Source organism: Pseudonocardia sp. T1-2H, from assembly GCF_038039215.1.
Lineage (GTDB): Bacteria > Actinomycetota > Actinomycetes > Mycobacteriales > Pseudonocardiaceae > Pseudonocardia.
The window spans coordinates 6,145,284-6,168,327 of record NZ_JBBPCL010000001.1 but is presented as its reverse complement, the minus strand read 5'-3'; the positions used below and the strand labels follow the sequence as shown (position 1 = coordinate 6,168,327).

22 protein-coding genes and 2 pseudogenes are annotated in these 23,044 nt (G+C 73.5%); 14 read left to right on the top strand and 10 right to left on the bottom strand.

The features are described from left to right. Positions 1-87: 87 nt before the first annotated feature. Positions 88-1,554, top strand: coding sequence for a peptide MFS transporter (locus WBK50_RS30405; RefSeq protein ID WP_341338853.1), 1,467 nt, complete (start codon positions 88-90; stop codon positions 1,552-1,554). Then, on the top strand, positions 1,555-2,544 hold the full coding sequence (locus WBK50_RS30400) for a Gfo/Idh/MocA family protein (protein ID WP_341338852.1): 990 nt from the start codon (positions 1,555-1,557) through the stop codon (positions 2,542-2,544). A 78-nt stretch (positions 2,545-2,622) separates the two neighbouring features. Here the strand turns inward: WBK50_RS30400 and WBK50_RS30395 are convergent, their stop codons facing one another. Further along, positions 2,623-2,898: a hypothetical protein gene (locus WBK50_RS30395; protein WP_341338851.1), complete on the bottom strand. Its 276-nt coding sequence runs from the start codon at positions 2,896-2,898 to the stop codon at positions 2,623-2,625. A 243-nt stretch (positions 2,899-3,141) separates the two neighbouring features. On the opposite strand from WBK50_RS30395, the pseudogene WBK50_RS30390 reads away from it, so the two are divergent. After that, positions 3,142-3,423, top strand: a pseudogene (locus WBK50_RS30390) (helix-turn-helix transcriptional regulator); the annotation flags it as partial. A 54-nt stretch (positions 3,424-3,477) separates the two neighbouring features. Here WBK50_RS30390 and WBK50_RS30385 read toward each other — a convergent pair. Beyond that, positions 3,478-4,380: a hypothetical protein gene (locus tag WBK50_RS30385; protein WP_341339604.1), complete on the bottom strand. Its 903-nt coding sequence runs from the start codon at positions 4,378-4,380 to the stop codon at positions 3,478-3,480. Between the two features lie 359 nt (positions 4,381-4,739). On the opposite strand from WBK50_RS30385, the gene WBK50_RS30380 reads away from it, so the two are divergent. Further along, positions 4,740-5,144, top strand: coding sequence for an SRPBCC family protein (locus WBK50_RS30380; RefSeq protein ID WP_341338850.1), 405 nt, complete (start codon positions 4,740-4,742; stop codon positions 5,142-5,144). Between the two features lie 224 nt (positions 5,145-5,368). Here WBK50_RS30380 and WBK50_RS30375 read toward each other — a convergent pair whose 3' ends face one another. After that, positions 5,369-6,328, bottom strand: coding sequence for a hypothetical protein (locus tag WBK50_RS30375; RefSeq protein ID WP_341338849.1), 960 nt, complete (start codon positions 6,326-6,328; stop codon positions 5,369-5,371). 286 nt (positions 6,329-6,614) lie between these two features. On the opposite strand from WBK50_RS30375, the gene WBK50_RS30370 reads away from it, so the two are divergent. Together WBK50_RS30370 and WBK50_RS30365 are read left to right on the top strand one after the other, a co-directional pair. Next, a complete protein-coding gene (locus tag WBK50_RS30370; RefSeq protein ID WP_341338848.1) occupies positions 6,615-7,634 on the top strand; it encodes an LLM class flavin-dependent oxidoreductase in 1,020 nt (339 codons plus the stop codon). A 44-nt stretch (positions 7,635-7,678) separates the two neighbouring features. Further along, entirely contained in the window at positions 7,679-8,479 is an 801-nt protein-coding gene (locus WBK50_RS30365) for an alpha/beta fold hydrolase (RefSeq protein ID WP_341338847.1), read from the top strand. Positions 8,480-8,541: 62 nt separating this feature from the next. Here the strand turns inward: WBK50_RS30365 and WBK50_RS30360 are convergent, their stop codons facing one another. From WBK50_RS30360 to WBK50_RS30355, 3 genes and pseudogenes are all read right to left on the bottom strand, one after another. After that, positions 8,542-8,934, bottom strand: a complete 393-nt coding sequence (locus tag WBK50_RS30360; protein ID WP_341339558.1) for a hypothetical protein — start codon at positions 8,932-8,934, stop codon at positions 8,542-8,544. A 25-nt stretch (positions 8,935-8,959) separates the two neighbouring features. Then, positions 8,960-9,151 (bottom strand): annotated as a pseudogene (locus WBK50_RS35490) (helix-turn-helix domain-containing protein); the annotation flags it as partial. Between the two features lie 100 nt (positions 9,152-9,251). After that, complete coding sequence (locus WBK50_RS30355; protein WP_341338846.1) at positions 9,252-10,343, bottom strand: LLM class flavin-dependent oxidoreductase; 1,092 nt, start codon at positions 10,341-10,343, stop codon at positions 9,252-9,254. A gap of 126 nt (positions 10,344-10,469) precedes the next feature. Between WBK50_RS30355 and WBK50_RS30350 the strand changes: the two genes are divergently transcribed. From WBK50_RS30350 to WBK50_RS30340, 3 genes are all read left to right on the top strand, one after another. Continuing rightward, positions 10,470-12,068 (top strand): helix-turn-helix domain-containing protein, encoded by a 1,599-nt coding sequence (locus tag WBK50_RS30350; RefSeq protein ID WP_341338845.1) that lies wholly within the window; start codon positions 10,470-10,472, stop codon positions 12,066-12,068. After that, positions 12,069-12,809, top strand: coding sequence for an SDR family oxidoreductase (locus WBK50_RS30345; protein ID WP_341338844.1), 741 nt, complete (start codon positions 12,069-12,071; stop codon positions 12,807-12,809). A 68-nt stretch (positions 12,810-12,877) separates the two neighbouring features. Continuing rightward, positions 12,878-13,357 carry a bifunctional nuclease family protein gene (locus WBK50_RS30340; RefSeq protein ID WP_341338843.1) on the top strand — a complete coding sequence of 160 codons (480 nt, stop codon included), beginning with the start codon at positions 12,878-12,880 and terminating at the stop codon, positions 13,355-13,357. 51 nt (positions 13,358-13,408) lie between these two features. On the opposite strand, the gene WBK50_RS30335 is transcribed toward WBK50_RS30340, so the two are convergent. After that, positions 13,409-15,283, bottom strand: a complete 1,875-nt coding sequence (locus WBK50_RS30335) for an ABC transporter ATP-binding protein (protein WP_341338842.1) — start codon at positions 15,281-15,283, stop codon at positions 13,409-13,411. A gap of 117 nt (positions 15,284-15,400) precedes the next feature. Here WBK50_RS30335 and fdhA point away from each other — a divergent pair, with 117 nt between their 5' ends. From fdhA to WBK50_RS30320, 3 genes are all read left to right on the top strand, one after another. Then, on the top strand, positions 15,401-16,618 hold the full coding sequence (gene fdhA, locus WBK50_RS30330) for a formaldehyde dehydrogenase, glutathione-independent (protein ID WP_341338841.1): 1,218 nt from the start codon (positions 15,401-15,403) through the stop codon (positions 16,616-16,618). 93 nt (positions 16,619-16,711) lie between these two features. After that, the gene (locus tag WBK50_RS30325; RefSeq protein WP_341338840.1) at positions 16,712-17,713 is read left to right on the top strand and encodes a helix-turn-helix domain-containing protein; all 1,002 of its coding nucleotides are present in this window, start codon (positions 16,712-16,714) and stop codon (positions 17,711-17,713) included. 31 nt (positions 17,714-17,744) lie between these two features. Beyond that, positions 17,745-18,650: an alpha/beta hydrolase gene (locus tag WBK50_RS30320; protein WP_341338839.1), complete on the top strand. Its 906-nt coding sequence runs from the start codon at positions 17,745-17,747 to the stop codon at positions 18,648-18,650. A 58-nt stretch (positions 18,651-18,708) separates the two neighbouring features. Here WBK50_RS30320 and WBK50_RS30315 read toward each other — a convergent pair whose 3' ends face one another. Beyond that, positions 18,709-19,566 carry a bifunctional 5,10-methylenetetrahydrofolate dehydrogenase/5,10-methenyltetrahydrofolate cyclohydrolase gene (locus WBK50_RS30315; protein ID WP_341338838.1) on the bottom strand — a complete coding sequence of 286 codons (858 nt, stop codon included), beginning with the start codon at positions 19,564-19,566 and terminating at the stop codon, positions 18,709-18,711. Positions 19,567-19,737: 171 nt separating this feature from the next. Between WBK50_RS30315 and yczE the strand changes: the two genes are divergently transcribed. Beyond that, entirely contained in the window at positions 19,738-20,376 is a 639-nt protein-coding gene (gene yczE, locus WBK50_RS30310; protein ID WP_341338837.1) for a membrane protein YczE, read from the top strand. Here yczE and WBK50_RS30305 read toward each other — a convergent pair. Next, positions 20,315-20,995: a VC0807 family protein gene (locus tag WBK50_RS30305; RefSeq protein WP_341338836.1), complete on the bottom strand. Its 681-nt coding sequence runs from the start codon at positions 20,993-20,995 to the stop codon at positions 20,315-20,317. The two genes, yczE and WBK50_RS30305, sit on opposite strands and share 62 nt — an antisense overlap. A gap of 5 nt (positions 20,996-21,000) precedes the next feature. Beyond that, positions 21,001-22,368, bottom strand: coding sequence for a carotenoid oxygenase family protein (locus WBK50_RS30300; protein ID WP_341338835.1), 1,368 nt, complete (start codon positions 22,366-22,368; stop codon positions 21,001-21,003). 94 nt (positions 22,369-22,462) lie between these two features. On the opposite strand from WBK50_RS30300, the gene WBK50_RS30295 reads away from it, so the two are divergent. Then, the gene (locus WBK50_RS30295; RefSeq protein WP_341338834.1) at positions 22,463-23,005 is read left to right on the top strand and encodes a PadR family transcriptional regulator; all 543 of its coding nucleotides are present in this window, start codon (positions 22,463-22,465) and stop codon (positions 23,003-23,005) included. Positions 23,006-23,044: the final 39 nt, after the last annotated feature.

Genomic DNA, 23,044 nt, shown 5'->3' with positions numbered 1-23,044 from the left:
GAGCGCCACCCCGCGCCGCTCGAGCCACTCGAGCGCCGGACCAACCCCGCGCGGCCGGTCGCCCCCCGCGGTGGAAGGGTGGCCGCCGTGACCGAGCTCGACCGCACCGCCTCGCCGTACTCCGGGCCGACGTTCTTCGGGCAGCCGCGCCCGCTGGCCACCCTGTTCGGCGTCGAGTTGTGGGAGCGGTTCTCGTTCTACGGGATGCAGGGCATCCTGCTGCTCTACCTGATCTACTCCACCGCCGAGGGCGGCCTGGGGATCGACGAGACCACCGCCACCGGCATCATCGGCGCCTACGGCGGGCTCGTCTACCTCTCGACGGTCGCCGGGGCCTGGATCGCGGACCGGCTCCTCGGTGCCGAACGCACCCTGTTCTTCAGTGCCGTGCTGGTGATGGCCGGGCACATTGCGCTCGCCGTGCTCCCCGGACTCGCGGGGGTCGGCGTCGGGCTGGTGCTCGTCGCGCTCGGCAGCGGCGGGATCAAGGCCACCGCCACCTCGCTGGTCGGCAGCCTCTACGCCGAGGGCGACGAGCGCCGCGACGCCGGCTTCTCCCTGTTCTACCTGGGCATCAACCTGGGCGCGCTGCTCGGGCCGCTGCTCACCGGGTTGCTGCAGACCACGCTGGGCTTCCACTACGGGTTCGGCCTCGCCGCGCTCGGCATGGCGCTCGGGCTCGCCCAGTACACGGTCGGCCGACGCCGGCTGCCCCGCTCCGCGGCCGAGGTCCCCGCACCGTTGGCGGGCAGGGAGCGGCTGGTCGCGGCGGGCGTCGCGCTCGCGGGTGTCGTCGTCATCGTGGTGCTGGGGCTCACCGGGGTGCTGCGTGCGGACCGGCTGAACGCGATCGTCGTCGGCGTCACCGTCGTCGCCGCGGTGGGGTACTTCGTCCTCATCCTCGCCAGCCGCCGGATCACCCGGATCGAGCGCCGCCGGGTGCTCGCGTTCATCCCGCTGTGGATCGCCAGCGCGGTGTTCTGGTCGCTCTACCAGCAGCAGTTCACCGTCGTCACCCTCTACTCGGACTCCCGGCTGGACCGCTCGCTGTTCGGCTGGGAGATGCCCGTGTCCTGGGTGCAGTCGATCAACCCGGTGTTCATCATCGTGCTGTCCGGGGCGTTCGCGGCGCTGTGGACGAAACTCGGCCCGCGCCAGCCGTCGACACCGGTCAAGTTCGCGCTCGGCACCGCGATCATGGGCGTCGCGTTCCTGCTGTTCCTGCCGATGGTCGGCGGCGGCCCGGCGAGCGCGCCGCTGCTCGGCCTGGTCGGGATCCTGTTCGTGTTCACCATCGCCGAGCTGCTGATCTCGCCGGTGGGCCTGTCGCTGTCCACGAAGCTGGCGCCCGAGGCCTTCCGGACGCAGATGGTGGCGCTGTTCTTCCTGTCGGTCGCGTTGGGCTCGGCGCTCTCGGGCACGCTCGCGGGGTACTACTCGGCGGAGTCGGAGGTGCCGTACTTCGGCGTCCTCGGGGCCGTCGCGATCATCGTCGGGGCCGTGGTGGCCCTGCTCGCGCCGGTGCTGCGCCGGCTCATGGAAGGAGTGCGCTGAATGACCGTCCGCTGGGGGATCGTCGGCCCGGGCCGCATCGCGGCGAAGGTGGTCCGGGACTTCCCGTACGTCCCCGGGGCGGAGGTGGTGGCCGTCGCCTCGCGCTCCAAGGAGCGGGCGACGTCGTTCGCCGCCGAGCACGGCATCGGCACCGCGTACGGCTCCTACCAGGCGATCCTCGACGATCCGGCGGTCGACGTCCTGTACGTCGCGACCCCGCACCCGCACCACCGCGCGATCGCCCTCGCCGCCCTGCGGGCCGGCAAGGCGCTGCTGGTCGAGAAGGCCTTCACGGTGACGCCCGAGGCCACCCGGGAGGTCGTGGGCCTCGCCCGGGAGCGCGGGATCTTCGTCATGGAGGCGATGTGGACGCGGTTCCAGCCGGCCGTCGTCCGGATGCGGGAGCTGATCGCGGACGGGGCGATCGGCGACGTGGCGGCCGTGCAGGTGGAGCTCGGCGCGAAGCAGAACGCGGACCCGAGCGACCGGTACTTCTCCGTTGCGCTCGGTGGCGGGGCCGTGTTCGACCTGACCGTCTACCCGCTCTCGTTCGCGCAGATGGTGCTGGGGACGCCGGACACGGTGCACGCGCACGGGGTGGTGGACGCGGGCGGCGTCGACGTCGAGGAGTCCGTCCTGCTCGGTTACCCGGACGGCCGGACCGCCACGACGTTCGCCTCGATGCGCTGTCAGACCCCGGGGATGGCGCGAGTGGTCGGCACCCGGGGGTGGATCGAGGTGCTCCCGCGCTTCCACCACCCGTCCGCGATCCTGCTGCAGCGCGAAGGTCACGAGCCGGAGACGATCGTCCGGCCACCACTCGGCGGCGGGTACTCGCACGAGCTCATCGAGGTCACGGAGTGCATCACCGCAGGTCGGACCGAGAGCGCGGTGATGCCGTTGGCGGACACGATCGCGGTGCAGGACATCATGGGCGCGGTGGCCGAGCAGCTGGGGACGCATCCCCAGGAAGGGCCGGCCGAGCTCTGAGGAGAGGGCGACATCGAACGCGCGTTCGAGTTGCCCACACGTCCGTCCACAGCTGTGGACAACTGGTGCTTCCGCAGCTCAACGGCGTCGGGTCCGTCTCGTGGCGGGCATGTCCATCCGGTCCCCCAGCATCGTCCGGCAGACCCGGACGGCGTGGTCCCGCAGCGACGGCGGCAGGTCCGCGAGGTTGATCGCGACGACGTCCAGCAGGGACGCCATCCCGAACGCGTACTCCTGGCGGCTCAGCCCGGCGTACTGCGACTGGACGGCGTCGTGTCGCAGCCAGGCGGCCGCCCGGGCGATGGTCTCCTGGTCCGCGCGTAGCGCGGCATAGCGCCGCTGCTCGTGCTGCACGTCTTCCCCGGGGTCGTCCGATACGAGACGGTCCGGGGAAGCGGACCGGGGGTCCACTCTGCCTCCCGGGAGGCGGAGTGGCCATCCCCGGTCCGGGAGACCTCGCTCTCAGCCCGGGCCCGTGGCCAGCAGGGTCGTGGCGCCGTCGACGTCTCGGCGGAGCGGCCGACGGCCCGGACGGGCTCCCCGGCCTCGCGGAGCAGTGCGGGCACGAACTCGGCGAGCGTGGTCGGGACGACCGCTATGCGTTGTTGGAGCACGGCGACGGGCCCGGCGCGGGACTGGACGGTCGCGTCGCTCGCCGCGGAACTGGCCCTGTCCCGCTCGTCCTTCGCGGCGCGGTTCACCGAGCTCGTCGGGGAGCCGGTCATGGCGTACGTGACGCGCTGGCGGATGCACGTCGCGCGGGACCGGCTGCAGAACGGGGACGCGACGGTCGCGCAGCTCGCGGGGACGCTCGGCTACCGCTCGGAGGCGGCGTTCAGCCGGGCGTTCAGGCAGGTGGTCGGGACGTCGCCGGGGAAGGTCCGGCAGCGTCCCCCCGTGGGCCGGGAGGAGCCGCTGCCGGCGGGAGGAGGGTCAGCTGGCGGCGGAGGTGCAGGTCGGCTGCATCTGGATCGGCCCCGGGCTCTGGCTGGTGCCCCCGCCGGTCGCGGTGTCCGGGCAGTCGGTCGGGGTCTCGCTGGTTCCGCCCGCGCCGCCAGCGGGCTCCCCGGTGCCTCCCGGGCCACCGGTTTCGCCGGTGCCTCCGGTGGCACCCGAGCGGGGGAGGAGCCCGCCGGTCGGTGCCGGTGCGGCGGGTGCCGGTGCCGGGCTGACCGAGGCCCGCGGCGCCGGCGCCACCGTCAGCGTGAGCTGCCCGGCCGCGCGCCGCCGGGTGGTGGCGGCCGCCTCGGCCTGCGTCGTCTCGGCCGGAACGGCCGTGGTGGTCGTCGGCACGGGCGCGGTCGTGGCCGGCGTGGCCCGGCTGGGCAGCGTGGTGGACGCCGAGAACGAGGTGGGCTCGTCGCCCCCGCCGCTGGTCACCAGGACCGCGACACCGATCAGCACGGCCGCCGCCGCTCCCGCGGCGATCCAGGCCGACCTGCCGAGTCGCCCGCGCTCGAACCGGCGGGGCGCGGGGGCCACCGCGCCGGCGCGGTCGTCGTGGAACGCGTCGTAGCCGGGCTCGTACGGGCCGGCGTAGCCCGTCACCGTCTCGGGCTCGGGCCACGGGTCCTGCTGCATCCAGGCGCCTTCGGCCTGCTGGGCGGGGACGAAGCCGAGGTCCGACCCCTGGTTCTGCTGCGGAAGGTCCTCGACGTGCGACGTGAGCGGCTCGACGACCGGGGTCATCCGCGTCGGTTCCTCGGACTCGTCGAGGACCGGGAGCCGCAGCTGCATCTCCACGCCGCGCGGGCCGTGCTTGACGACGGCCTCCGCGCCGGGCTGCTGGCCGGCGGCGTAGACCTGTTCGAGGAGCTCCGCGTAGCGGTGCGACATCGTCGGGGTGGCTCGCCGACGCGGTACCCGTCCAGGCGGACCTCGATGCCGCGGCTGCCCGCGTACATGCCTGCGGAGACGGTGCAGAACGCCAGCTCGACGAGGACGTCGTGGCGCTCGGAGCCGACGGGCGCGTGGGGGGCGAGGATGTCCTGATGGTCCTCGACCTGGGTGACGAGGATGGTGCGGCGTGGCTCGAGCACGGCCAGGCCGGGGGCGGAAGACATGGGGTGAACTCCGATGCGGGGAGCGAACGGGGGCCATGTCCTTGATCGCCGTCGACGCCGTTTCGTTACCGATCGGACGAACCGTACGTCGCCGGACCGTCACGGTCCGTCGATGCTTGATAGACACCAGCCATGACCACACCGGACAGCACGTCCCGCCACGTGGGCGTCTACATCGCGCGCAGGCCCGAGCGGGTCCGGGAGTACGTCGCGGATCCCGTGCATCTGCCCGTGTGGGCGGCCGGGCTCGCCGGGAGCATGGAGCGCGTCGACGGGCGCTGGTTCGCGGACTCCCCGATGGGCCGGGTGGCGGTGACGTTCGCCGCGCCGAACCCGTGGGGTGTCCTGGATCACGACGTCGAGCTGCCGTCCGGCGAGGTCGTCACGAACCCGATGCGCGTCGTCCCGAACGGGTCCGGCTCGGACCTCGTGTTCACCGTGCAGCGGCGGCCCGGGGTGGGCGATGCGGAGTTCGCGGCGGACGTCGAGGCGGTCGCGGGGGACCTGCGGACGCTCAAACGGGTGCTCGAGCAGTGAGGCTCGGGCGGGCCCGGCTCGGCCCGGCACGGCCTTGGCGAAGTCCTGCGCACGTTCCCGCAGGCCGGTGCGGCGCTGCGCGACGTCCGTACCCGGTGTCGGGCGCAACGCCGCGGTCGCCTTCTCCACCCTGACGTGCCGGGGCGCACGCGAGGTCCCCGCACACATGGCGCTACCTGGGCGGGCCGTGGGAGGAACCGGGCCGCTGGATGTTCGACCGGTGATCAGCTGCTATTGCAGGCGTAGCCGTCACCGTCGCCGTCCAGCCTGTAGACGTCCCTGCCGAGGACCTGGACCGTGCCGGTGATGTCCGCGCAGTTCAGGTCGTCCGTGATCGGGAGGCAGCCGCTGTAGTTCGGGCTGCAGCCCGCCGGTGCGGCCGCGCGCGTGATGGTCGGCGGCGCGGCCGCCCGCGCCCGCGTCGTGGTGGGGGCGACCCGCTCCGCGGCCACCGACGGTGCCCGGGTCGGCGTCGCGGCGACCGGGACCTCCGGGACGGGCGTCGGATCCGGCAGCGTCGTGCTCGTCTTCGCGGACACCTCCGCCTTGGGGTCCTCCCCGCCGTCCCCCGCCCCGATCCCGATCGCCAGCAGCACCACGCCCACGGCGCTCGCCGCCGTCCAGTGCGGTTTCCGCAGCCGGCGGCGGCGAGGCTCCAGGACGATCCCCGGCCTCGACGAGGTCGGCCGGCTCCCGCCGGGCGCGGCAGGGCCCGACCCGGCGACTACCGGGCCCGACCCGGCGAGTACCGAGGCCTGGCCGGGGCGGCCGCCTTGCCGAGGGAGTACGGCCGTCGAGGGGGCGGGCGGGCCGGGGACCTGCGGCAACCGGTCCGTCACCGGCTCGACCGGGGCCCCGGCCGTCGGGGCCGGATCCGCCGCGTCCGGTAGCCACAGCTCCACCTCGAACCCGCGGCCGCCGCGCTTCACCAGGGCCTCGCAGTCCGGCCGCCGCCCGCTCCCGAGCACTGCCCCGACCGTGCCCGCATAGCGTTCGGACATCCGGTGCGTCAGCTCGCCGACCCGACGCCCGCCGAGCCGCACCTCGATCCCGCGCTCGCCCCGGTACCTGCCGGCCCCGATCCGGCAGAACGCGAGGTCGGCGACGATCCGACGGGTCGAGCCCGGCGCCGGCGCGTACTGCGCGAGGACGTCCTGGTGGTGCTCCTCGCGGGTGACGGTCACGCTCCGCCGGGCGTCGAGCAGGACGGGGCGGGCACGCCGGCGTGGCGTGCCCCGGGACGAGGCGGCATGGGGTCTCCGAGTTCGCGGGGAGCGAGTACCCGTTCATCGGTGATCACGTGACGCCGTTACGCCACGACCTCCGGGTGGGCCGCCGCCCGCGGAGGGCGCGTTTTTGGAAGGGTGCACAACGCGACGGAGCCGGGGCGCGTGACAACCGGGCCCCGCCCGGCCAGCCTTCGGTGCGGACGGCGGGCGGCGTGGCCCGCCCGCACACGGAGGTGGCGGCGTGGCCGATCCGACGTTCGGGCTCTGGTACGACTTCCGCAACCCCGACCCCGGCCGCCCCTTCGGCTCCTTCTACCGCGAGGTGCTGGACCAGATCGGCTGGGCCGAGCAGCAGGGCGTCGGGTCGGTCTGGCTCACCGAGCACCACTTCTGCGACGACGGCTACAGCCCCTCGCCGTTCGTGCTCGCATCGGCCATCGGCGAGCGGACGTCGAGCCTGCGGATCGGGACCAACCTGATCGTCTCGCCGTTGCACGACCCGGTCCGGCTCGCCGAGGACGCGGCGACGTTGTCGCTGCTCACCGGCGGCCGCTTCGACCTCGGTGTCGGGCAGGGCTACTGGCGGCGCGAGTTCGACGCGTTCGGTCAGCGGCTGCGGAACCGGCCGAGCCTCCTCGAGGAGGGCGTCGAGATCATCCGGCGGGCGTGGGCCGGTGACGACAGCGGCTTCGAGGGCAAGCGGTTCCGGCTCCCCGCGGGCCTGACGGTCACCCCGATGCCCGAGCAGCGGCCGCAGCTGCTGGTGGGGGCGATGGCGGACCCCGCGATCGTGCGGGCGGCCCGGATCGCGGACGGCTTCCTCTCCACCCAGAACGCCCACCAGCAGATCTACCTCGACGCCGTCGAGCGCCAGGGCGGATCGGTCGCGGACGCACGGATCTACGCGGGGCAGTGGGCGATCGTCGCGGAGGACCCGGAGCGGGTCTGGGCGCGGATCGGCAAGCACGCGCTCTACCAGCTCAACCAGTACATCGCGTGGGGTGCGTTCGGACCGCCGGAGCAGACGCCGCAGTTCACGGATCCGGCGCAGATCCTCGAGGCCGGGGCATACGTGCTGTGGGACGCGAGCACCGCCGTCGCCGAGCTGACCGCCCTGTTCCGCGAGCGCCCGCAGGTCAAGGACGTGCACTTCTGGGCGCAGCTGCCCGGCGAGTCCACCGACAGCGGCTCGGAACGGATCGAGTACCTGGCCACCAAGGTGGCCCCCGAGGTCCGTGCCCGCCTCCGTTCGGGGGCGTGAACGGGCCCCGTATCCCACCCCGTCACGACGACACAGGAGAACCGATGGCTTTTCTCGACGTGGAGAACGGCAAGCAGGTCTACTACGAGCACCACCGGGGCGGTGGCGGGCGGCCGGTCGTGCTGGTCCACGGCTGGGGCGCGACCACCCAGTGCTGGGACACCACGCTCACCGCGCTGCTCAAGGCCGGTCACGAGGTCGCGCTGATCGACCACCGCGCGTGCGGCCGCTCGGACAAGGACTTCGACGACGTCTCGATCGAGGCCATCGCCTCGGACGTCGTCGCGCTCGTCCGGCACCTCGGCCTCCGCGAGCCCGTGCTCAACGGCTGGTCCCTCGGTGGCGCGGTCGTCGCCGCGGCGGCCGCGGAGCTGCGCGACGACCTCCGCGGACTGGTCCTCACCGGCGGCGCCACCCCGCGGTACACCCGGACGGAGGACTGGCCCCACGGCGGCACCGCGGCGGACGTCGAGGGCATCCTCGCCGGCCTCGAGGCGGACCGCCCGACGACGTTCCGCGGTATCGCCGGTGCGGTGTGCGCCAAGCCGGTCGGGGACGACGTCGTCGAGGGGTTCTGGCTGCAGTTCATGCAGACCGGGACGCGCTCCACGGAGACCATGCGCTCGCTGATCGCCCTGGACCAGCGGGATCTGATCGGCACGATCCGCTGCCCGGTCCTCTCGTTGCACGGCACCGAGGACGCGTTCGTGGCCTTCGACGGCGCGAAGGCCGCGATCCCGCTGTTCCGCGACGCCCGGCTGGTCGAGTTCCCCGGCGTGGGCCACGCTCCGTTCGTCGAGGACGCCGAGACCTACCTCTCCGAGCTCCTCGCCTTCGTGCGCTGACGCGCCTGTGCGCGGAAATCGTCGCCAGGGCGACGATTTCCGCGCACGAGCGTCGAAGGCGCCTACGCCGTGACGAGCCGGACCGCCAGCTCCGCGTACCGGTCCGCGAGCTCGGAGATCCCCAGCCGGCCGCCGGGGGTGAACCACCCGTTGAGCCCGTTGAGCATGTCGAGCACGGCGAGCGCGGTCAGTCGCGGGTCCGGGCACGCGAACTCCCCGGCCGCGACGCCCGCGGCGAGGAAGTCCGCGATCGCGTGCTGGTAGCGGCGCCGGTAGACCTGCACGGCGTCGAGCTTCTCCGGGGAGAGCGCGCGGAGCTTCCCGTCCGGCGACCCACCAGGCGTCCCGGTTGGCGCCGACGTGCAGCACGTGCCCGCGGACCAGCCTCGCCAGCCGCTCGCGGTGGTCCCCGGCGCCGTCGAGGATCGGGAGCTGGTCCACGACCAGGTCCCGATCGACGACGAAGATCGCCTCGAGGAGGAGCTCCTCCTTGTTGCGGAAGTGGTGGTAGAGCGACGCGGCCTGCATGTCCGCGGCCTCGGCGATCGCCCGCATGCCGACGGCGTCGTAGCCGCGCTCGCGGAACATGCGACTGGCCAGCGCGACGATCTCGGCGCGCCGGGCGCCGGAGCGGGTCCGCGGCGCGGCGGGGTGCTGCTCGGCTGCCGTCATCGACGGTCCCTTCCGGCGGAGACGACTGAGGAGGGCGCCATCGAACCACGCCCGCCCCGGGCCCCCGGGAAGGACCGTCCCGGGGACCCACAGGGCCAGGTCAGGCGGGCACCGCGGTCTTCACTCCCATCTTCTTCAGCTCGGGCACGACCTTCTCGCCGAAGAGCTTCAGACTCGCCCGCACCTTGTCGAACGGCAGCCCGGCGAAGGACGGGGCGATGTTCGGCTGGTGGTCGCCCAGGACCTCCAGGCGGTGCCGGTACTTCTCGACGATCTGCTCCGGCGTCCCCCAGATTTGGGTGTCCGCGTAGCCGGCGCCCGCGGCCTCCATGCCGGCCTCGCGGATCATGTCCGCGCCGGCCTGGTAGGCCTCGTAGCCCTTCGTGTCCCGCCAGTGCTCGCCGGCGAAGTCGTAGTGCTTGATCACGGAGAGGAAGTAGCGGCTCAGGTACTCCCGCGCCGTCGCCTCCGCCTCGGCCGGGTCCTCGTGGCAGTAGACGAAGTCCTGGGTGAGGACCGGGCCCGGCTCCTTGCCGTGCTCGGCGCGGTAGATGTCGCGGTAGCGGTTGATCGCCTCCGCGTGCTGTTCCGCCGGGTACTGCATGAAGGTCATCATCCGGGCGCCGAGCTTCGCCACCGCGGGCACCGAGTCCGGCGACATCGCGACGCCGTAGAGCCGATCCGCCCAGTCCGTCCCCGGGTCCGCGCCGGGCCGCACGGTGACCTTGGGCTGCTGGTAGATCGGCCCGTCGTTCTCGACGTAGCCGTTCCGCAGCCCGCGCAGGATCATCTCGCCGGCCTCGTCGAACTTCTGCCGCGAGGTGTTCATGTCCACCCCGAAGCCCTCGTACTCCATCTTCGCGAGGCCCCGGCCCATCCCGAAGACGACGCGGCCCTGCGACAGGATGTCCAGCATCGTCACCTTCTCGACGACGCGCAGCGGATCGTTCCACGGCAGGATGACCGCGCCGGTGCCCAGTTTGATACGGCTCGTCCGACCTGCCAGATACGACATCAGCTGCAGGTTGTCCGGGCACATCGAGTAGTCGTCGAAATGGTGCTCGGCCGCCCAGACCGAGTCGAATCCCAGCTGTTCGGCCTGGACGCCGAGCTCGGCCTCCTGTCGGAACATGTCTGCGTCGCTCAGGTTCTCGTGCCAGTTCTGGAACACCAGCAGTACACCGACGTCCATGCGGCTCTCCTCGTCGAGTTCCGTGTGGGTGAGTTCCTTGCGGACCCTTGCCTAACGCCCGTTAGGGCTGTCACGGTAGTGGCGCACGTCACCGCTGGTCAACGGGTCTCACCGAGGAGGGTGCCGATGTCGGTGCTGGCGACGATCGATCGGTGCCCCCGTGCCCCGGTCGACCCGGCCGCCGTGGTCACGGCGCTGTCCGACCTCGCCGCGCTCGTCCCCGGCGCCTCCGTCCCCGACCTCCTCGACGCCGTCGCGGGCCGCCTGTCCGGGTTGCTGGGCGCGCAGGGGTGCACGGTCGTCCTGCGCGACGACGACGGCCGGTTCCGGGCGCGTCCGGGCTCCGCGCGCCTCGTCGTCCCCGTGCCCGCCGGGGAGGACGTGCTCGCCCTGCTGCAGGTCGTCGACCGGCGGGGACGGACCTTCGACGACGCGGACGTCGCCCTCGCGGACTGCGTCGCCCGCTTCGCCGGGACCCTGGCCGCCCAGGCCGCCGCGGGCGCCCGGCTCACCCGCCGGCTGGACCTGCTCGAACGCCGGGAGGCGCTGCGCTCCCGGCTCGTCCGGGCCGCGCTCGGCGGGGCGGACGCACCCGCCGTCGTCACGCTGCTGGCCGAGCTCGCGGGCAAGCCCGTCGTGCTCTACGGCACGGACCTGGAGGTCCGGGAGTGGGCGGCGCCACCCGGGCTCGGCCTGGACCGCGCACCCGCGCTGGCGCCGCACGTCAGGGCCGTTGCCGGGGTGCGGGAGGCCCTCGCCGCCCTGGACGCGGACCGGCCTACTGCGACCGTCCCGGCCCGGCCCGCGCTCGGGATCGGGCACCGGCATCTGGTCGCCGCGCTGGTCGCCGAGGGCCGGCTGAGCGGCTACCTCGGGGTGGTCGAGATGGGCGGCCGGCTCGGGCCGCTCGACGACTGCCTCGCCGAGCAGGGCGCCGCGGTCCTGTCGCTGCGGCTGCTCGCGGACTCGCGGCACGACGAGGCTGCCGGCCGCGAGCGGGACGACCTGCTGGCGGACCTGCTGCGCGGAGGCGACGGCCCCCGTCTCGTACGCCGGGCCCTGGCCTGCGGGATCGCGCTCGACGAGCCGCACGTGCTGTTCCGGTTCGCGGTCCCGGACCCCGCGTCGCCCCTGCCCGCGGCCGTCCGCCGGTCGCTCGTGGTGCGCGCCGCGTCCCGCGTGCTCGGCGCGGAACCTCCTGCCGTCGCGATCCCCGGCGCGGTGATCCTGCTGGTCCCGGCGGCCTCCCGGGCCGTCGCGGCCGCGGTGCTGGACGGGCTCGGCGACGGCGCGGGCGTGCACCGCGTCGTCGTCTCCGAGACCTGCACGGGCCCCGGCGACCACCCCCGTGCCCATACCGAGGCGGGCCGGGTCGACGAGCTCGCCGCCGCGTTCGGCCGGGAGTCCGGCGTGCTCGCCGTCGAGGAGCTGGGGCCGTTGCGGCTGGTGGCGAACAGCGGCCGGGTCGACGAGGCCAGGCGCTTCGCCGAGGACGTGCTCGGCCCGCTGCGCGAGGCCGGCCTGCTCGAGACGCTGCGGACCTACCTGGACGCGGCGGCCCAGGTGAGGGCGGCCGCCCGGGCTCTCGGGGTCCACGAGAACACCGTGCGGTACCGGCTGGGCCGGGTCGCCGAGGTGACCGGGTTGGACGTGCGGAACTTCGACGCGCTGCTCACCGCGCGGCTCGCGTTCGGCATCCTCGATCTGAGCTGCGAAGCTGGCTGAATGAACGCTCGAGTGGCGGTGGTGACCGGAGCCGGGTCCGGGCTGGGACGGGTGATCGCCGAGGCGCTGCTCGGCGCCGGGTACGAGGTGGCGCTGGCCGGGCGCCGCCGGGAGGCCCTGGAGAAGACGGCCGCGGGGTCGCCGGCCGCGCTCGTCGTGCCCACGGACGTCGCCGATCCCGGGTCGGTGGCCGTTCTGTTCGCGGCGGTCCGCGAGCGCTGGGGCCGGATCGACCTGCTCGTCAACAACGCCGGCACGTTCGGCCCCTCCGGCACCCCGGACGAGATCGAGGTCGAGGACTGGCTGGCCGCGGTAGGCACGAACCTCACCGGCTCCTTCCTCTGCGCCCGGGAGGCGTTCGCGCTGATGCGCACGCAGGAGCCGCAGGGCGGGCGGATCGTCAACAACGGCTCGATCTCCGCGCACGTCCCACGGCCCGGAAGCGCCGCCTACACCGCGACGAAGCATGCGATCACCGGTCTGACCAGGTCCTTGTCCCTCGACGGCCGACCGTTCGGCATCGCCTGCGGCCAGATCGACATCGGCAACGCCGCCACGGAGATGACGGCCGGGATCGCGACCGGCGCGAGGCAGGCGGACGGCAGCGTACGCCCGGAGCCCACCTTCGACGCCCGGTACGTCGCGGACGCGGTGCTGTACATGGCCGGGCTGCCGCTCGAGGCGAACGTGCAGTTCCTGACCATCACCGCCACGACCATGCCCTTCATCGGCCGAGGCTGAGGGGTTCGCCCGACCCGGCGTCTCACTGTGAGACCGGTGCCGGGCCCCGGGCCCGCCAGACTGGGCGCATGCGCGCGATGCGGGTGCTGCGGCTCGTCGTCCACGCTCGTTCCCGGCAGCCGGTGCTGATCCTCGGCGAGGCCGACGGCGAACGCTGCGTCCCGGTCTTCCTGCGCCCGGCCCAGGCCGAGGTGATCTCCGCCGGCGCCCGCGACGACGAGACCTCGCTGAGCCAGGACGTGCTGGTCCCCGTGGTCGAGGCGCTGGGCGCGAAGCTCGAGGGCGCGGAGGTCACGGCCCTCGTCGACGGCGTGTTCTCGGCCGATCTGGTGATCTCCGGCGGGGTGCGGGTGCCGGTGAAGCCGAGCGACGCCCTGGCGATCGCGGTCCGGGAGAGCCTGCCGATCGGGATGGCGGACGAGATCCTCGACGAGGTCGGCCAGCCCACCGCGGAGCTCTTCCCGAACGGGAGCGACGCCCCGCCCGCGGAGCAGGTGCGGGAGTTCAAGGAGTTCCTCGCGGACGTCGACCCCGAGGACTTCCGCTGACCCCTGCTCCACGCACACCGCGCTCCGTCCCGTCGCGAGAGGGACACCGGGTCAGGCGGCCGTGTCGGTGGCCGGGTCCGCGAACTGGGTGCGGTACAGCTCCGCGTAGCGGCCGTCACGGGCGAGCAGGGTCTCGTGGCTGCCGCGTTCGACGATCGTTCCCGCCTCCAGGACGAGGATCTCGTCCGCGTTCCGGATCGTGGAGAGCCGGTGCGCGATGACGAGCGCGGTGCGCCCCTCCAGCGCCTCACCCAGCGCGGCCTGCACGGCGGCCTCGGAGGTCGAGTCCAGGCTGGCCGTGGCCTCGTCGAGCACGACGACCCGGGGCCGGGCGAGCAGCAGCCGCGCGATCGTGAGCCGCTGGCGCTCCCCGCCGGAGAGGCGGTAGCCGCGCTCGCCGACGACGGTCTCGAGACCGTCCGGCAGGCCGCCGACCAACGTGCCGAGCCGGGCGCGGCGCAGGGCGTCCCACAGCTCGTCGTCGGTCGCGCCGGGCCGGGCGAGCAGCAGGTTCGCCCGGATCGTGTCGTGGAACAGGTGCCCGTCCTGCGTCACGAACCCGACGGCGCCGCGGATGGCCTCGGCGCGCAGCTCCCGGACGTCGACGCCGCCGAGGGACACCGAGCCGGAGTCGACGTCGTAGAGGCGGGCGGTGAGCTGCGCGATCGTGGACTTCCCGGCGCCGGACGAGCCGACGAGCGCGACCATCCGCCCGGCCGGGACCGCGAACGACACGTCGTGCAGCACCTCCTCGCCGCCGCGCGTGTCCAGCGTCGCGACCTCCTCCAGCGACGCCAGCGACACCCGGTCCGCGGCCGGGTAGCCGAACCGGACCCGGGAGAAGCGCAGCGCCGTCGGGCCCTCGGGCACGGGACGCGCGTCCGGCGCGTCGTGGATCATCGGTTCCAGGTCCAGGACCTCGAAGACCCGCTCGAAGCTGACGAGCGCGCTCATCGCCTCGACCCGGGCGCCGGCCAGCGCGGTCAGCGGCCCGTAGAGCCGGGTCAGCAGCATCGCGAGGGAGACGACGGCTCCGGGCGCCAGGGCGCCGCCGATCGCCAGCACGCCGCCGAGGCCGTACACGAGGGCGAGCGCCAGCGCCGAGACCAGCGTCAAGGCCGTGATGAACACCCACTGCACCATCGCCGAGCGCACCCCGATGTCCCGCACCCGGGCGGCGCGTCCGGCGAACTCCGCGGACTCCTCGTCCGGCCGCCCGAACAGCTTGACGAGCGTGGCACCCGGCGCGGAGAACCGTTCGGTCATGGTGGTGCTCATGGCGGCGTTCAGGTCCGCGCCCTCGCGCTGCAGCCGGGCGAGGCGCCGCCCCATCCGGCGCGCGGGGACGACGAACACGGGCAGCAGGAGCAGCGCGAGCAGCGTGACCTGCCACGAGATCCCGATCATGACGACGAGCGTCAGCACCAGCGTCACCAGGTTCCCGACGACGCCGGAGAGGGTGTCGCTGAACGCCCGCTGCGCGCCGAGGACGTCGTTGTTCAGCCGGCTGACCAGCGCGCCGGTGCGGGTCCGGGTGAAGAACGCGACCGGCATCCGCTGCACGTGGTCGAACACGGCCGTCCGGAGCCGCAGGATCAGGCCCTCGCCGATGGTCGCCGAGAGCAGGCGTGTGAGGAGCCCGATCCCGGCCTCCGCCACCGCGATCAGCGCGATCAGCCCGGCGAGCCGCAGCACGACGTCGATCCCGGACCGCGCGTCGATCGCGTCGACGACCCGGCCGGCGAGCAGCGGGGTCGCGACGGTCAGGACCGCCCCGACCACGCTGAGCAGCAGGAAGCCGCCGATCCGGCGCCGGTGCGGCCTCGCGAACGACGCGATCCTGCGCGCCGTGACGGGCACGGGCGCGCGGGCGGCCTCCCGCTCCCGCGAGACGGTGCGGAGGGCACTCCACGCGTTCATGTCCATGGTCCGGGACGGTAGGAGCTGAAGTGAACTTCAGATCAAGGGGTGCGGCCCGTCCGGGACCTTATGGACCATCATCCAGCGGTTGTGAGCACCGCCACACCGGAGTAGGCAGGGGTCATGGGTGGAAACAGGATTGTGGTCTACAAGGAGCCGGGCGTCGTCACCGTCGAGGATCACGACATGCCGAAGCTGGAGGTGCCCGAGGACGTCGCTCGGGCCACGGGGATGACCCGCGAAGCGCCGCACGGGGTGATCCTGCGAAACGTCACCACCAACATCTGCGGCTCGGACCAGCACATGGTCCGCGGCCGGACCACTGCCCCGCCCGGGCAGACCCTCGGCCACGAGATCACGGGCGAGATCATCGAGAAGGGCGCCGACGTCCAGTTCCTCGACATCGGGGACATCGTCACGGTGCCGTTCAACATCGCCTGCGGGCGCTGCCGCAACTGCCGCGAGCAGAACACCGGCGTCTGCCTCAACGTGAACCCCGCCCGCGCCGGCTCGGCGTACGGCTACGTCGACATGGGCGGCTGGGAGGGCGGCCAGGCCGACTTCGTGATGGTGCCCTTCGCCGACTTCAACCTGATCAAGATCCCCGACCGCGAGAAGGCGATGGAGAAGATCCTCGACCTGACGATGCTGTCGGACATCTTCCCGACCGGCTACCACGGCGCGGTGACGGCGGGCGTCACGACCGGTTCCACCGTGTACGTCGCGGGCGCGGGCCCCGTCGGCCTCGCCGCCGCGTACTCCGCGTACCTGCTCGGCGCGGCCGTCGTGATCGTCGGCGATCTCAACAAGGAGCGCCTGGAACAGGCCCGCTCGTTCGGCTGCGAGACCGTCGACATCTCCCAGGACGCCACCCTCGCGGACCAGGTCGAGCAGGTCCTCGGCGTGCCCGAGGTCGACAGCGCGGTCGACGCCGTCGGGTTCGAGGCGAGCGGGCACGGCGGCACGGGCGAGGCGCCGGCCACGGTGCTCAACGACATCATGACGGTCACCCGCGCGGCCGGGAAGCTCGGTATCCCGGGCCTCTACGTGACCGGGGACCCGGGGGCCGGCGACCCGGACGCGCAGGAGGGCACCCTGAAGGTCCGGCTCGGCCTGGGCTGGGCCAAGAGCCACAGCTTCACCACCGGCCAGTGCCCCGTGCTGCGCTACAACCGCAACCTGATGATGGCGATCCTGCACGACAAGGCGCACATCGCGGACGCGGTGAACGCCACCGTGATCGGCCTCGACGACGCGCCTCGCGGATACCAGGAGTTCGACCGGGGCGCGGCGCGCAAGTACGTGATCGACCCGCACGGGGCCACCGGGTCCGCCGCCTGACCCGGAGGACCTCCCGCGAACCGTCGCGGAACACCCGGCCCCTCGCTACCGTCGAGCCTGTTCGCCGCCGGTGTCGGACGACAGGGGTGTGCCGTGACGGCTGCCGAGTACTGGACGTCGGGTCCTGCCGAGGGGCCCGACGGCTGGGCGTCGCTGCTCTCGGCGACCCATCTGCCCTGGCAGGCGCGGCTGCCGCCGGACCCGGACCGTCCGTTCACGGCCTGGGCCCGCCGGTGGTGGATCGACGACCTGGCCCTCGTGGACTGCGCGTGCGGCCCGTGTTCCGGGGTGCGCCGGCGCCGCGAGATCGCCGCGACGGACGGCGAGTTCGTCGTCGTGCTGATGACGCTGGCCGGCCGGGAGAGCGTCGAGCAGGGCGGGGTCCGGCTGGAGCTGCGGCCGGGTGACGCCGTGCTCTGGGACAGCACCGTCGCGGCATCGTTCGCCGTCCACGAACCGCTCGGCAAGCGGAGCCTGCTCGTGCCGCGCGCGGCGCTCGAGGAGGTGGGCGGGCGCGCGTGGCTGGGCACCGGAACCGTGCTCGACGGCGGCGCCCCCGCCGTCCGGCTCCTGCGCGGCTACCTCGACACGCTGCGGGAGGCGCTGCCCACGCTCGGCCCGTCCGCCGTCGCCGCGGCCCGCAACGCGACCCTGGAACTGCTGGTCGGGGCGGCGCGGGCGGACTCGGGCGTGGTGGAGGGCCGGCCGGCCGCTCCGGCGCTCCGGGCGTCGATGGAGCGGTGGATCGACCGGCACCTGCTCGGCCACGACGTCACCCCGGCGGCGGTCGCGCGCGCCCACGGGGTGTCCGTGCGGACCGTCAACCGCACGTTCAGCGCGACCGGGCACACCGTCGGAGAGGTCGTCCGCGTCCGCCGGCTCGCGCGGGCCCGGGAGGAGCTGGTCGACCGGGCCGCTCCGATCACGTCGATCGCCCACCGCTGGGGCTTCGCCGACGGCAGCCACTTCAGCCGGGCGTTCCGGGCCGTCTACGGCTGCTCGCCCAGCGACTACCGCGCCGGTGCCCCGCGGTCTGGCGCGCACCGGCCGGAAGGTGGCGCGGCCGTTCAAGCCGCCGAGGCGACCACCGGCTGAGACTCGGGTCCCACGACGTGAGGAGGCCGGGATGACCGGGACACGACGGGACATCGAGTTCGACGCGGAGGGCACGACGCTGCGGGGCTGGTTCTACCGGGCGGAAGGGGCGAGCGGCCCGGCCCCGACGGTCGTCATGGCGCACGGGTTCTCGGCCGTCAAGGAGATGTACCTGGACTCGTTCGCCGAGGTCTTCGCCGCGGCCGGGCTGAACGCGCTGGTCTTCGACAACCGCAACTTCGGCGCCAGTGACGGCGAGCCGCGCCAGGAGATCGACCCGGTCGCGCAGGTCCGGGACTACCGGCACGCGATCACCCACGCGACCACCCTCGACGAGGTCGACGGCACCCGGATCGGCATCTGGGGTTCGAGCTACTCCGGCGGCCACGTGCTCGTCGTGGGCGCGATCGACCGCCGGGTCAAGGCCATCGTGTCGCAGGTCCCGCTGGTCAGCGGCTCGGCCAACATCGGGGAGCTGGTCCGCGCGGACTTCCGGGCCGGCTTCCGCGAGATGTTCGACGCCGACCGCGCCGCCCGCTACGCCGGGGACCCGCCCGCGATGGTGCCGGTCGTCGACGAGGACCCGAACGCCCCGTCCGCGCTGCCGACCCCGGACTCGTACACCTGGTTCACCGAGACCGGGAAGCTCCGCGCGCCGTCCTGGCGCAACGAGGTCACGCTGCGGACCGTCGAGATGCTCGGGGAGTACGAGCCGATCGCGTACATCGGCCGGATCAGCCCGACCCCGCTGCTGATGCTCGTCGCGCAGGGCGACCACCTCACCCCGGCCCATCTCGCCATCGATGCGTACGAGCACGCCCGCGAGCCGAAGGAGCTGAAGATCATGCCGGGCGGCCACTTCGACGCCTATGTCGACGGCTTCGACCACGCGAGCCCGCCGGCGCGGGACTTCTTCGTACGGCACCTCGGGGCCTGAAGCCCGGACGAGCGGCACTCCCGCCCCACGGGGCCGGACGGGAGTGCCGTTCGTGAGGTCAGGCGGAGGCCTTCTCCGCCGCCGCGATCACGTTCCGGAAGAGCATGGCGACCGTCGTCGGCCCCACGCCGCCGACCCGCGGCGTGATCGCGCCGGCGACCTCGGCGCAGGACTCGTCGACGTCCGGCAGCAGCTTCTTGCCGGAGTACCGCACCCCGCCCCCGACGACGGTCGCGCCCGGCTTCACGTGTTCCGGCTGGATGATCCCCGGGACGCCGGCGGCGGCGATGAGGATGTCCGCGCGCCTGGTGTAGCGGTCCCAGTCGGGGACGCCGGTGTGCACCACCGTCACCGCGGCGTTCGCCGTCGGGCGCTTCTGGGTGAGCAGCATCGCGAGCGGGCGGCCGAGCGTCGCGCCCCGGCCCAGGATGACGACCTCGCGGCCGGACACCGGGATCTCGTGGAAGGCCAGCAGCTCCTCGATCCCCGCGGGGGTGCAGGGCAGCGGGCCGGGCAGGCCGACGGCGAGGCGGCCCATGTTCGTCGGGTGCATGCCGTCGACGTCCTTGTCCGGGTCCATCACGGACAGCGCGGCGTCGTAGTCCAGGTGGCCGGGCACCGGGTACTGGATCAGCAGCCCGTGCACGGACGGGTCCTGGTTGTACCCGGTGATCGCCCGGACCAGGTCCTCCTGGGTGGCATCGGCGGGGAGGTGGGTGTGCGGCGAGTCGATGCCGAGCTCGGCGGCCTGCTTCTGCTTGATCCGGATGTAACCGGCGCTCGCGTCGTCGTCGCCGACGAGGATCGTGGCCAGGCTGGGCGTGACCCCCTGCTCACGCAGGGCGGAGGCGCGGGCGGTGACGTCCGCCAGGACCCTCTCGGCGACGGGCTTACCGGGCAACAGACGTGCGGTCATGCGGACTCCCGATGATCGTGGGTGCCCAGGCGGTCGACCCCCACGGACTTCTCGGCTCCCCGATGGTCGATGCCATCCTCTGTCCTGCCGCCAGTCGCGCTCGCCCCCAGGATGCCACGTCTCCCCGATTGGCCATCGGTATCCGCCCGGATCGGGCGGACGATCGACATCATGGCCGCCCCCGACCTCCGCCCCCTGCCCGTCGCGCACGCCCCGCTCCGCCGCCTGTCCCAGCTCTTCGCGGGCCTCGCGCTCTACGGGACCTCGATGGCGATGCAGATCCGCGGCGGCCTCGGCCTCAACCCGTGGGACGTCCTGCACCAGGGGCTCGCGACGCGGCTCCCGATCAGCTTCGGTGCGATCACCGCGGTGACCGGCGTCGTCGTGCTGCTGCTGTGGATCCCGCTGCGGCAGCGCCCGGGGATCGGGACGGTGGCCAACGTCGTGGTGATCGCGTTCGCCGTCGACGCCGCGCTGGCCCTGCTCCCCGCGCCGACCGGCCTGGTCCCGCGGGTCGCGATGATGGCCGGCGGGATCGTGCTCAACGGCGTCGCCTCCGCCGCGTACGTCGGCGCCCGGCTCGGCCCGGGCCCCCGCGACGGCCTGATGACGGGGTTCGCCGCCCGCACCGGCCGGTCGATCCGGCTGGTGCGGACGGCCATCGAGATCGTCGTGCTCGGGACGGGCTGGCTGCTGGGCGGGACCGTCGGCGTCGGCACCGTGCTCTACGCGCTGGCGATCGGGCCGCTCACCCAGCTCTTCCTGCCGTTGTTCGTGGTCCGCGAGCCGGAGCCCGTCCGGACCGCGTGAGCCGCCGGACGTACCAGCCGTTCCAGAGGATCAGCAGCGCGAACGTCACGACTAGCAGGCCCTCGGACAGCCCCACCGCGACGTCGACGGGCAGCAGGAACACGATCGGGATCCGGAGCACGGACTCGGTGACCAGGCCCGCGCCCCAGACCGTCGAGCTCACCCGGTGGCCGTGCCGAGCCAGCGGCTGCGTCCGGTACCCCTCGGCGAGCTCCGCCGCGGACCCCGGGGAGAAGCTCTGCTGCGCCGCGAGGGTCAGCGGCCGCCTGCCGAGTGCGGCGCTGACCAGGAACGCGACCCCGACCGCGGCGGTCGTGATCGAGCTGCGGAGCAGCAGCAGGCGGGGATCTCCCGTGGCGAAAGCCAGGACCAACCCGATGCCGTAGACGATCAACATCACCAGCGCGAACGCGTTGAGCGCACGGTCCCGCAGCGCCGTCCAGACCAGGCGCAACCCGGCGACCCCGGTGGCAGCCAGGAGGGCCACCCAGTCCGACGCGCCCAGCAGGTGCAGCGCGTAGTACGCCCCGGCGGGCAGCCCGACGTCCCAGGCCAGCCCGCGGACGATGCCCAGCGGACCGGCGCCGGCGGGCCGCGACCGGGTCTGCTCGTCGGTCATGGCGATCACGACTCCTCCCGCGCGTCGGCGATCCAGGATCCGTGGAAGCCCGCGGGCACGCCGCGCGGGAGCGTGACGGTCGCGACCGGCGCGGCCGAGACGTCCGACGCGTCGAGCACGAGCAGCTCGGACGCCTTCCCGTCCCGGGTGGTGATGACCGAGAGCAGCCAGCCCTCGTCCTCACCGCGATCGATGCCGGCGGCCGGTACGAACACCGCCTCCCCGGCGACGACGTCCGGGCCCAGCGAGTGCGCGGACGTGCTGCCCCGCTCGCCGTCGTAGCGCAGGATCGCGCTCCCGCCGGCCGCGTGTCCGGGGTCCGCGACCGCGTACAGGTAGCGGCTCGGGCGGCCCACCCGCTCGTCGTCGAGGGTGGGGAACTCGAGCCCGCGCTCGGCCAGCGCGCTCTCGGTGACGGCGCCGGTGGCCGGGTCCAGGGTCCAGCGGTGCAGCCGGGCGAGGCCGGTCGACGCGGCGGCGGAGGCATGACCAGCCGGGTTCGGGCCGAGGGCGTCCCACATGGCGGCGACGTCCGCGGGGGCGTACCGCGCGGCGTCCAGGACGATCCGTCCGGCCGCGTCCTCGTGCGCGTTGCCGACGTGGAAGACGTAGCAGGGGTCGATCGCGAACCAGCGGACCTCGCCCGGCCGGTCCAGCGGCATGACGCCGAGGCGGGCGCCGTAGGACTCGTCCCAGGCGTAGGGCATCCCCTGCCGGAACTGGAACGTCATCGGCAGGTCCATGAACACCGCGTGGTGTTCGGTGATCGCGAAGTCGTGCATCATCGTCGGCCCGGGCACGTCGATCGCGGCGCTCTCGACGAGCGTCCCGGCGGCGTCGAGCCGGTAGTAGGTGAGCAACGGCGGGGCGAAGCCGTAGCCGAAGAAGTGCAGCTCACCGGTGGCCGGGTCGGTCTTGGGGTGGGCGGTCATCGCGGTGGTGAGCCGGCCCCCGAAGTCGTCCGGACCGACCGTGTCGAGCTCCGGCGTCACGACGTACGGGAAGCCGTTCTCGACCAGCGCCATGATCTTCCCGCCGTGCTCGACGACGTGGGTGTTGGCGACGACGGCCGTCCGGTCGAACGTGCCGTCCGGTCGGATGAAGGGCTGCCCCTGCAGGGCCCTCGTCCGCGTCCAGCGGTTGCGGTACCACTCGGCCCGGCCGTCCCGGAGCCGGATGCCGTGCAGCATCCCGGCGCCCATGAACCAGTGGCCCGGGTCCTGGCCGGGCAGCGGGTTGGGGCCGTTGCGGAAGTACCGGCCGGTCAGCTCGGGCGGCAGGATGCCGGTGACGGCCAGGTCCCGGGCCTCGATCTCGTCCGGGACGGGGGCGAGGTGCCCGGTCAGGTAGCGCGGTGAGGTGCCGGTGGTCATCGTCGCGTCCTCCTCGGTGATGACCGCGACTCTGCACCCGTGTCCCACGACATGTCAATAGTGACATGTCGACGATGGCAGCTAAGCTCCTCGCATGTCGCTGACGCACGCGTTGCTGGGCCTGCTCGCCGTCCGGCCCTCGAGCGGGTACGAGCTGACGAAGTCGTTCGAGGGCGACCTGGGCCGCTACGCCTGGCAGGCCGGGCACACGAGCATCTACCCGGAGCTGAACCGGCTCGCGGAGCGCGGGCTCGTCGAGGTCACTCACGAGGGCGCACGCGGCAGCCGGACCTACGCCGTCACCTCCGAGGGCCGCGCCGAGCTGCGCGAATGGCTGCTGGCGCCGCCGCGGGCGGGCCGGGTCCGCAACGAGCAGGTGCTGCGGATGTTCCTGATCTCCGCCCTGGACCCGAAGGACGCGCTGATCCTGCTCCGCGGGATCGCCGAGCACACCCGGGAGGGCGCGGAAGAGCTGCGCCGGATCCGGGTGGAGAACGACGACGTGCCGTTCACCAGCGAGGAGGGGTTCGGGCTGCTCGCCGCGGAGTACGGGGTGCGGCAGTACGACGCCGTGCACAGCTGGGCGGTCTGGGCGATCGAGCGCCTGGAGAAGGAGCTGGAACGCGCCCATACCTGACCCGCGTCATGGAGCCACGACGCGAGGGCGGGGGTTCGA

Excerpts from the sequence above, each read along its gene's own strand:
- WBK50_RS30400 (WP_341338852.1), top strand. The coding sequence starts at position 1,555 with ATGACCGTCCGCTGGGGGATCGTCGGCCCGGGCCGCATCGCGGCGAAG.
- WBK50_RS30385 (WP_341339604.1), bottom strand. The coding sequence starts at position 4,380 with ATGTCGCACCGCTACGCGGAGCTCCTCGAACAGGTCTACGCCGCCGGC.
- WBK50_RS30380 (WP_341338850.1), top strand. The coding sequence starts at position 4,740 with ATGACCACACCGGACAGCACGTCCCGCCACGTGGGCGTCTACATCGCG.
- WBK50_RS30365 (WP_341338847.1), top strand. The coding sequence starts at position 7,679 with ATGGCTTTTCTCGACGTGGAGAACGGCAAGCAGGTCTACTACGAGCAC.
- WBK50_RS30355 (WP_341338846.1), bottom strand. The coding sequence starts at position 10,343 with ATGGACGTCGGTGTACTGCTGGTGTTCCAGAACTGGCACGAGAACCTG.
- WBK50_RS30350 (WP_341338845.1), top strand. The coding sequence starts at position 10,470 with ATGTCGGTGCTGGCGACGATCGATCGGTGCCCCCGTGCCCCGGTCGAC.
- WBK50_RS30345 (WP_341338844.1), top strand. The coding sequence starts at position 12,069 with ATGAACGCTCGAGTGGCGGTGGTGACCGGAGCCGGGTCCGGGCTGGGA.
- WBK50_RS30340 (WP_341338843.1), top strand. The coding sequence starts at position 12,878 with ATGCGCGCGATGCGGGTGCTGCGGCTCGTCGTCCACGCTCGTTCCCGG.
- WBK50_RS30335 (WP_341338842.1), bottom strand. The coding sequence starts at position 15,283 with ATGGACATGAACGCGTGGAGTGCCCTCCGCACCGTCTCGCGGGAGCGG.
- fdhA (WP_341338841.1), top strand. The coding sequence starts at position 15,401 with ATGGGTGGAAACAGGATTGTGGTCTACAAGGAGCCGGGCGTCGTCACC.
- WBK50_RS30320 (WP_341338839.1), top strand. The coding sequence starts at position 17,745 with ATGACCGGGACACGACGGGACATCGAGTTCGACGCGGAGGGCACGACG.
- WBK50_RS30315 (WP_341338838.1), bottom strand. The coding sequence starts at position 19,566 with ATGACCGCACGTCTGTTGCCCGGTAAGCCCGTCGCCGAGAGGGTCCTG.
- yczE (WP_341338837.1), top strand. The coding sequence starts at position 19,738 with ATGGCCGCCCCCGACCTCCGCCCCCTGCCCGTCGCGCACGCCCCGCTC.
- WBK50_RS30305 (WP_341338836.1), bottom strand. The coding sequence starts at position 20,995 with ATGACCGACGAGCAGACCCGGTCGCGGCCCGCCGGCGCCGGTCCGCTG.
- WBK50_RS30300 (WP_341338835.1), bottom strand. The coding sequence starts at position 22,368 with ATGACCACCGGCACCTCACCGCGCTACCTGACCGGGCACCTCGCCCCC.
- WBK50_RS30295 (WP_341338834.1), top strand. The coding sequence starts at position 22,463 with ATGTCGCTGACGCACGCGTTGCTGGGCCTGCTCGCCGTCCGGCCCTCG.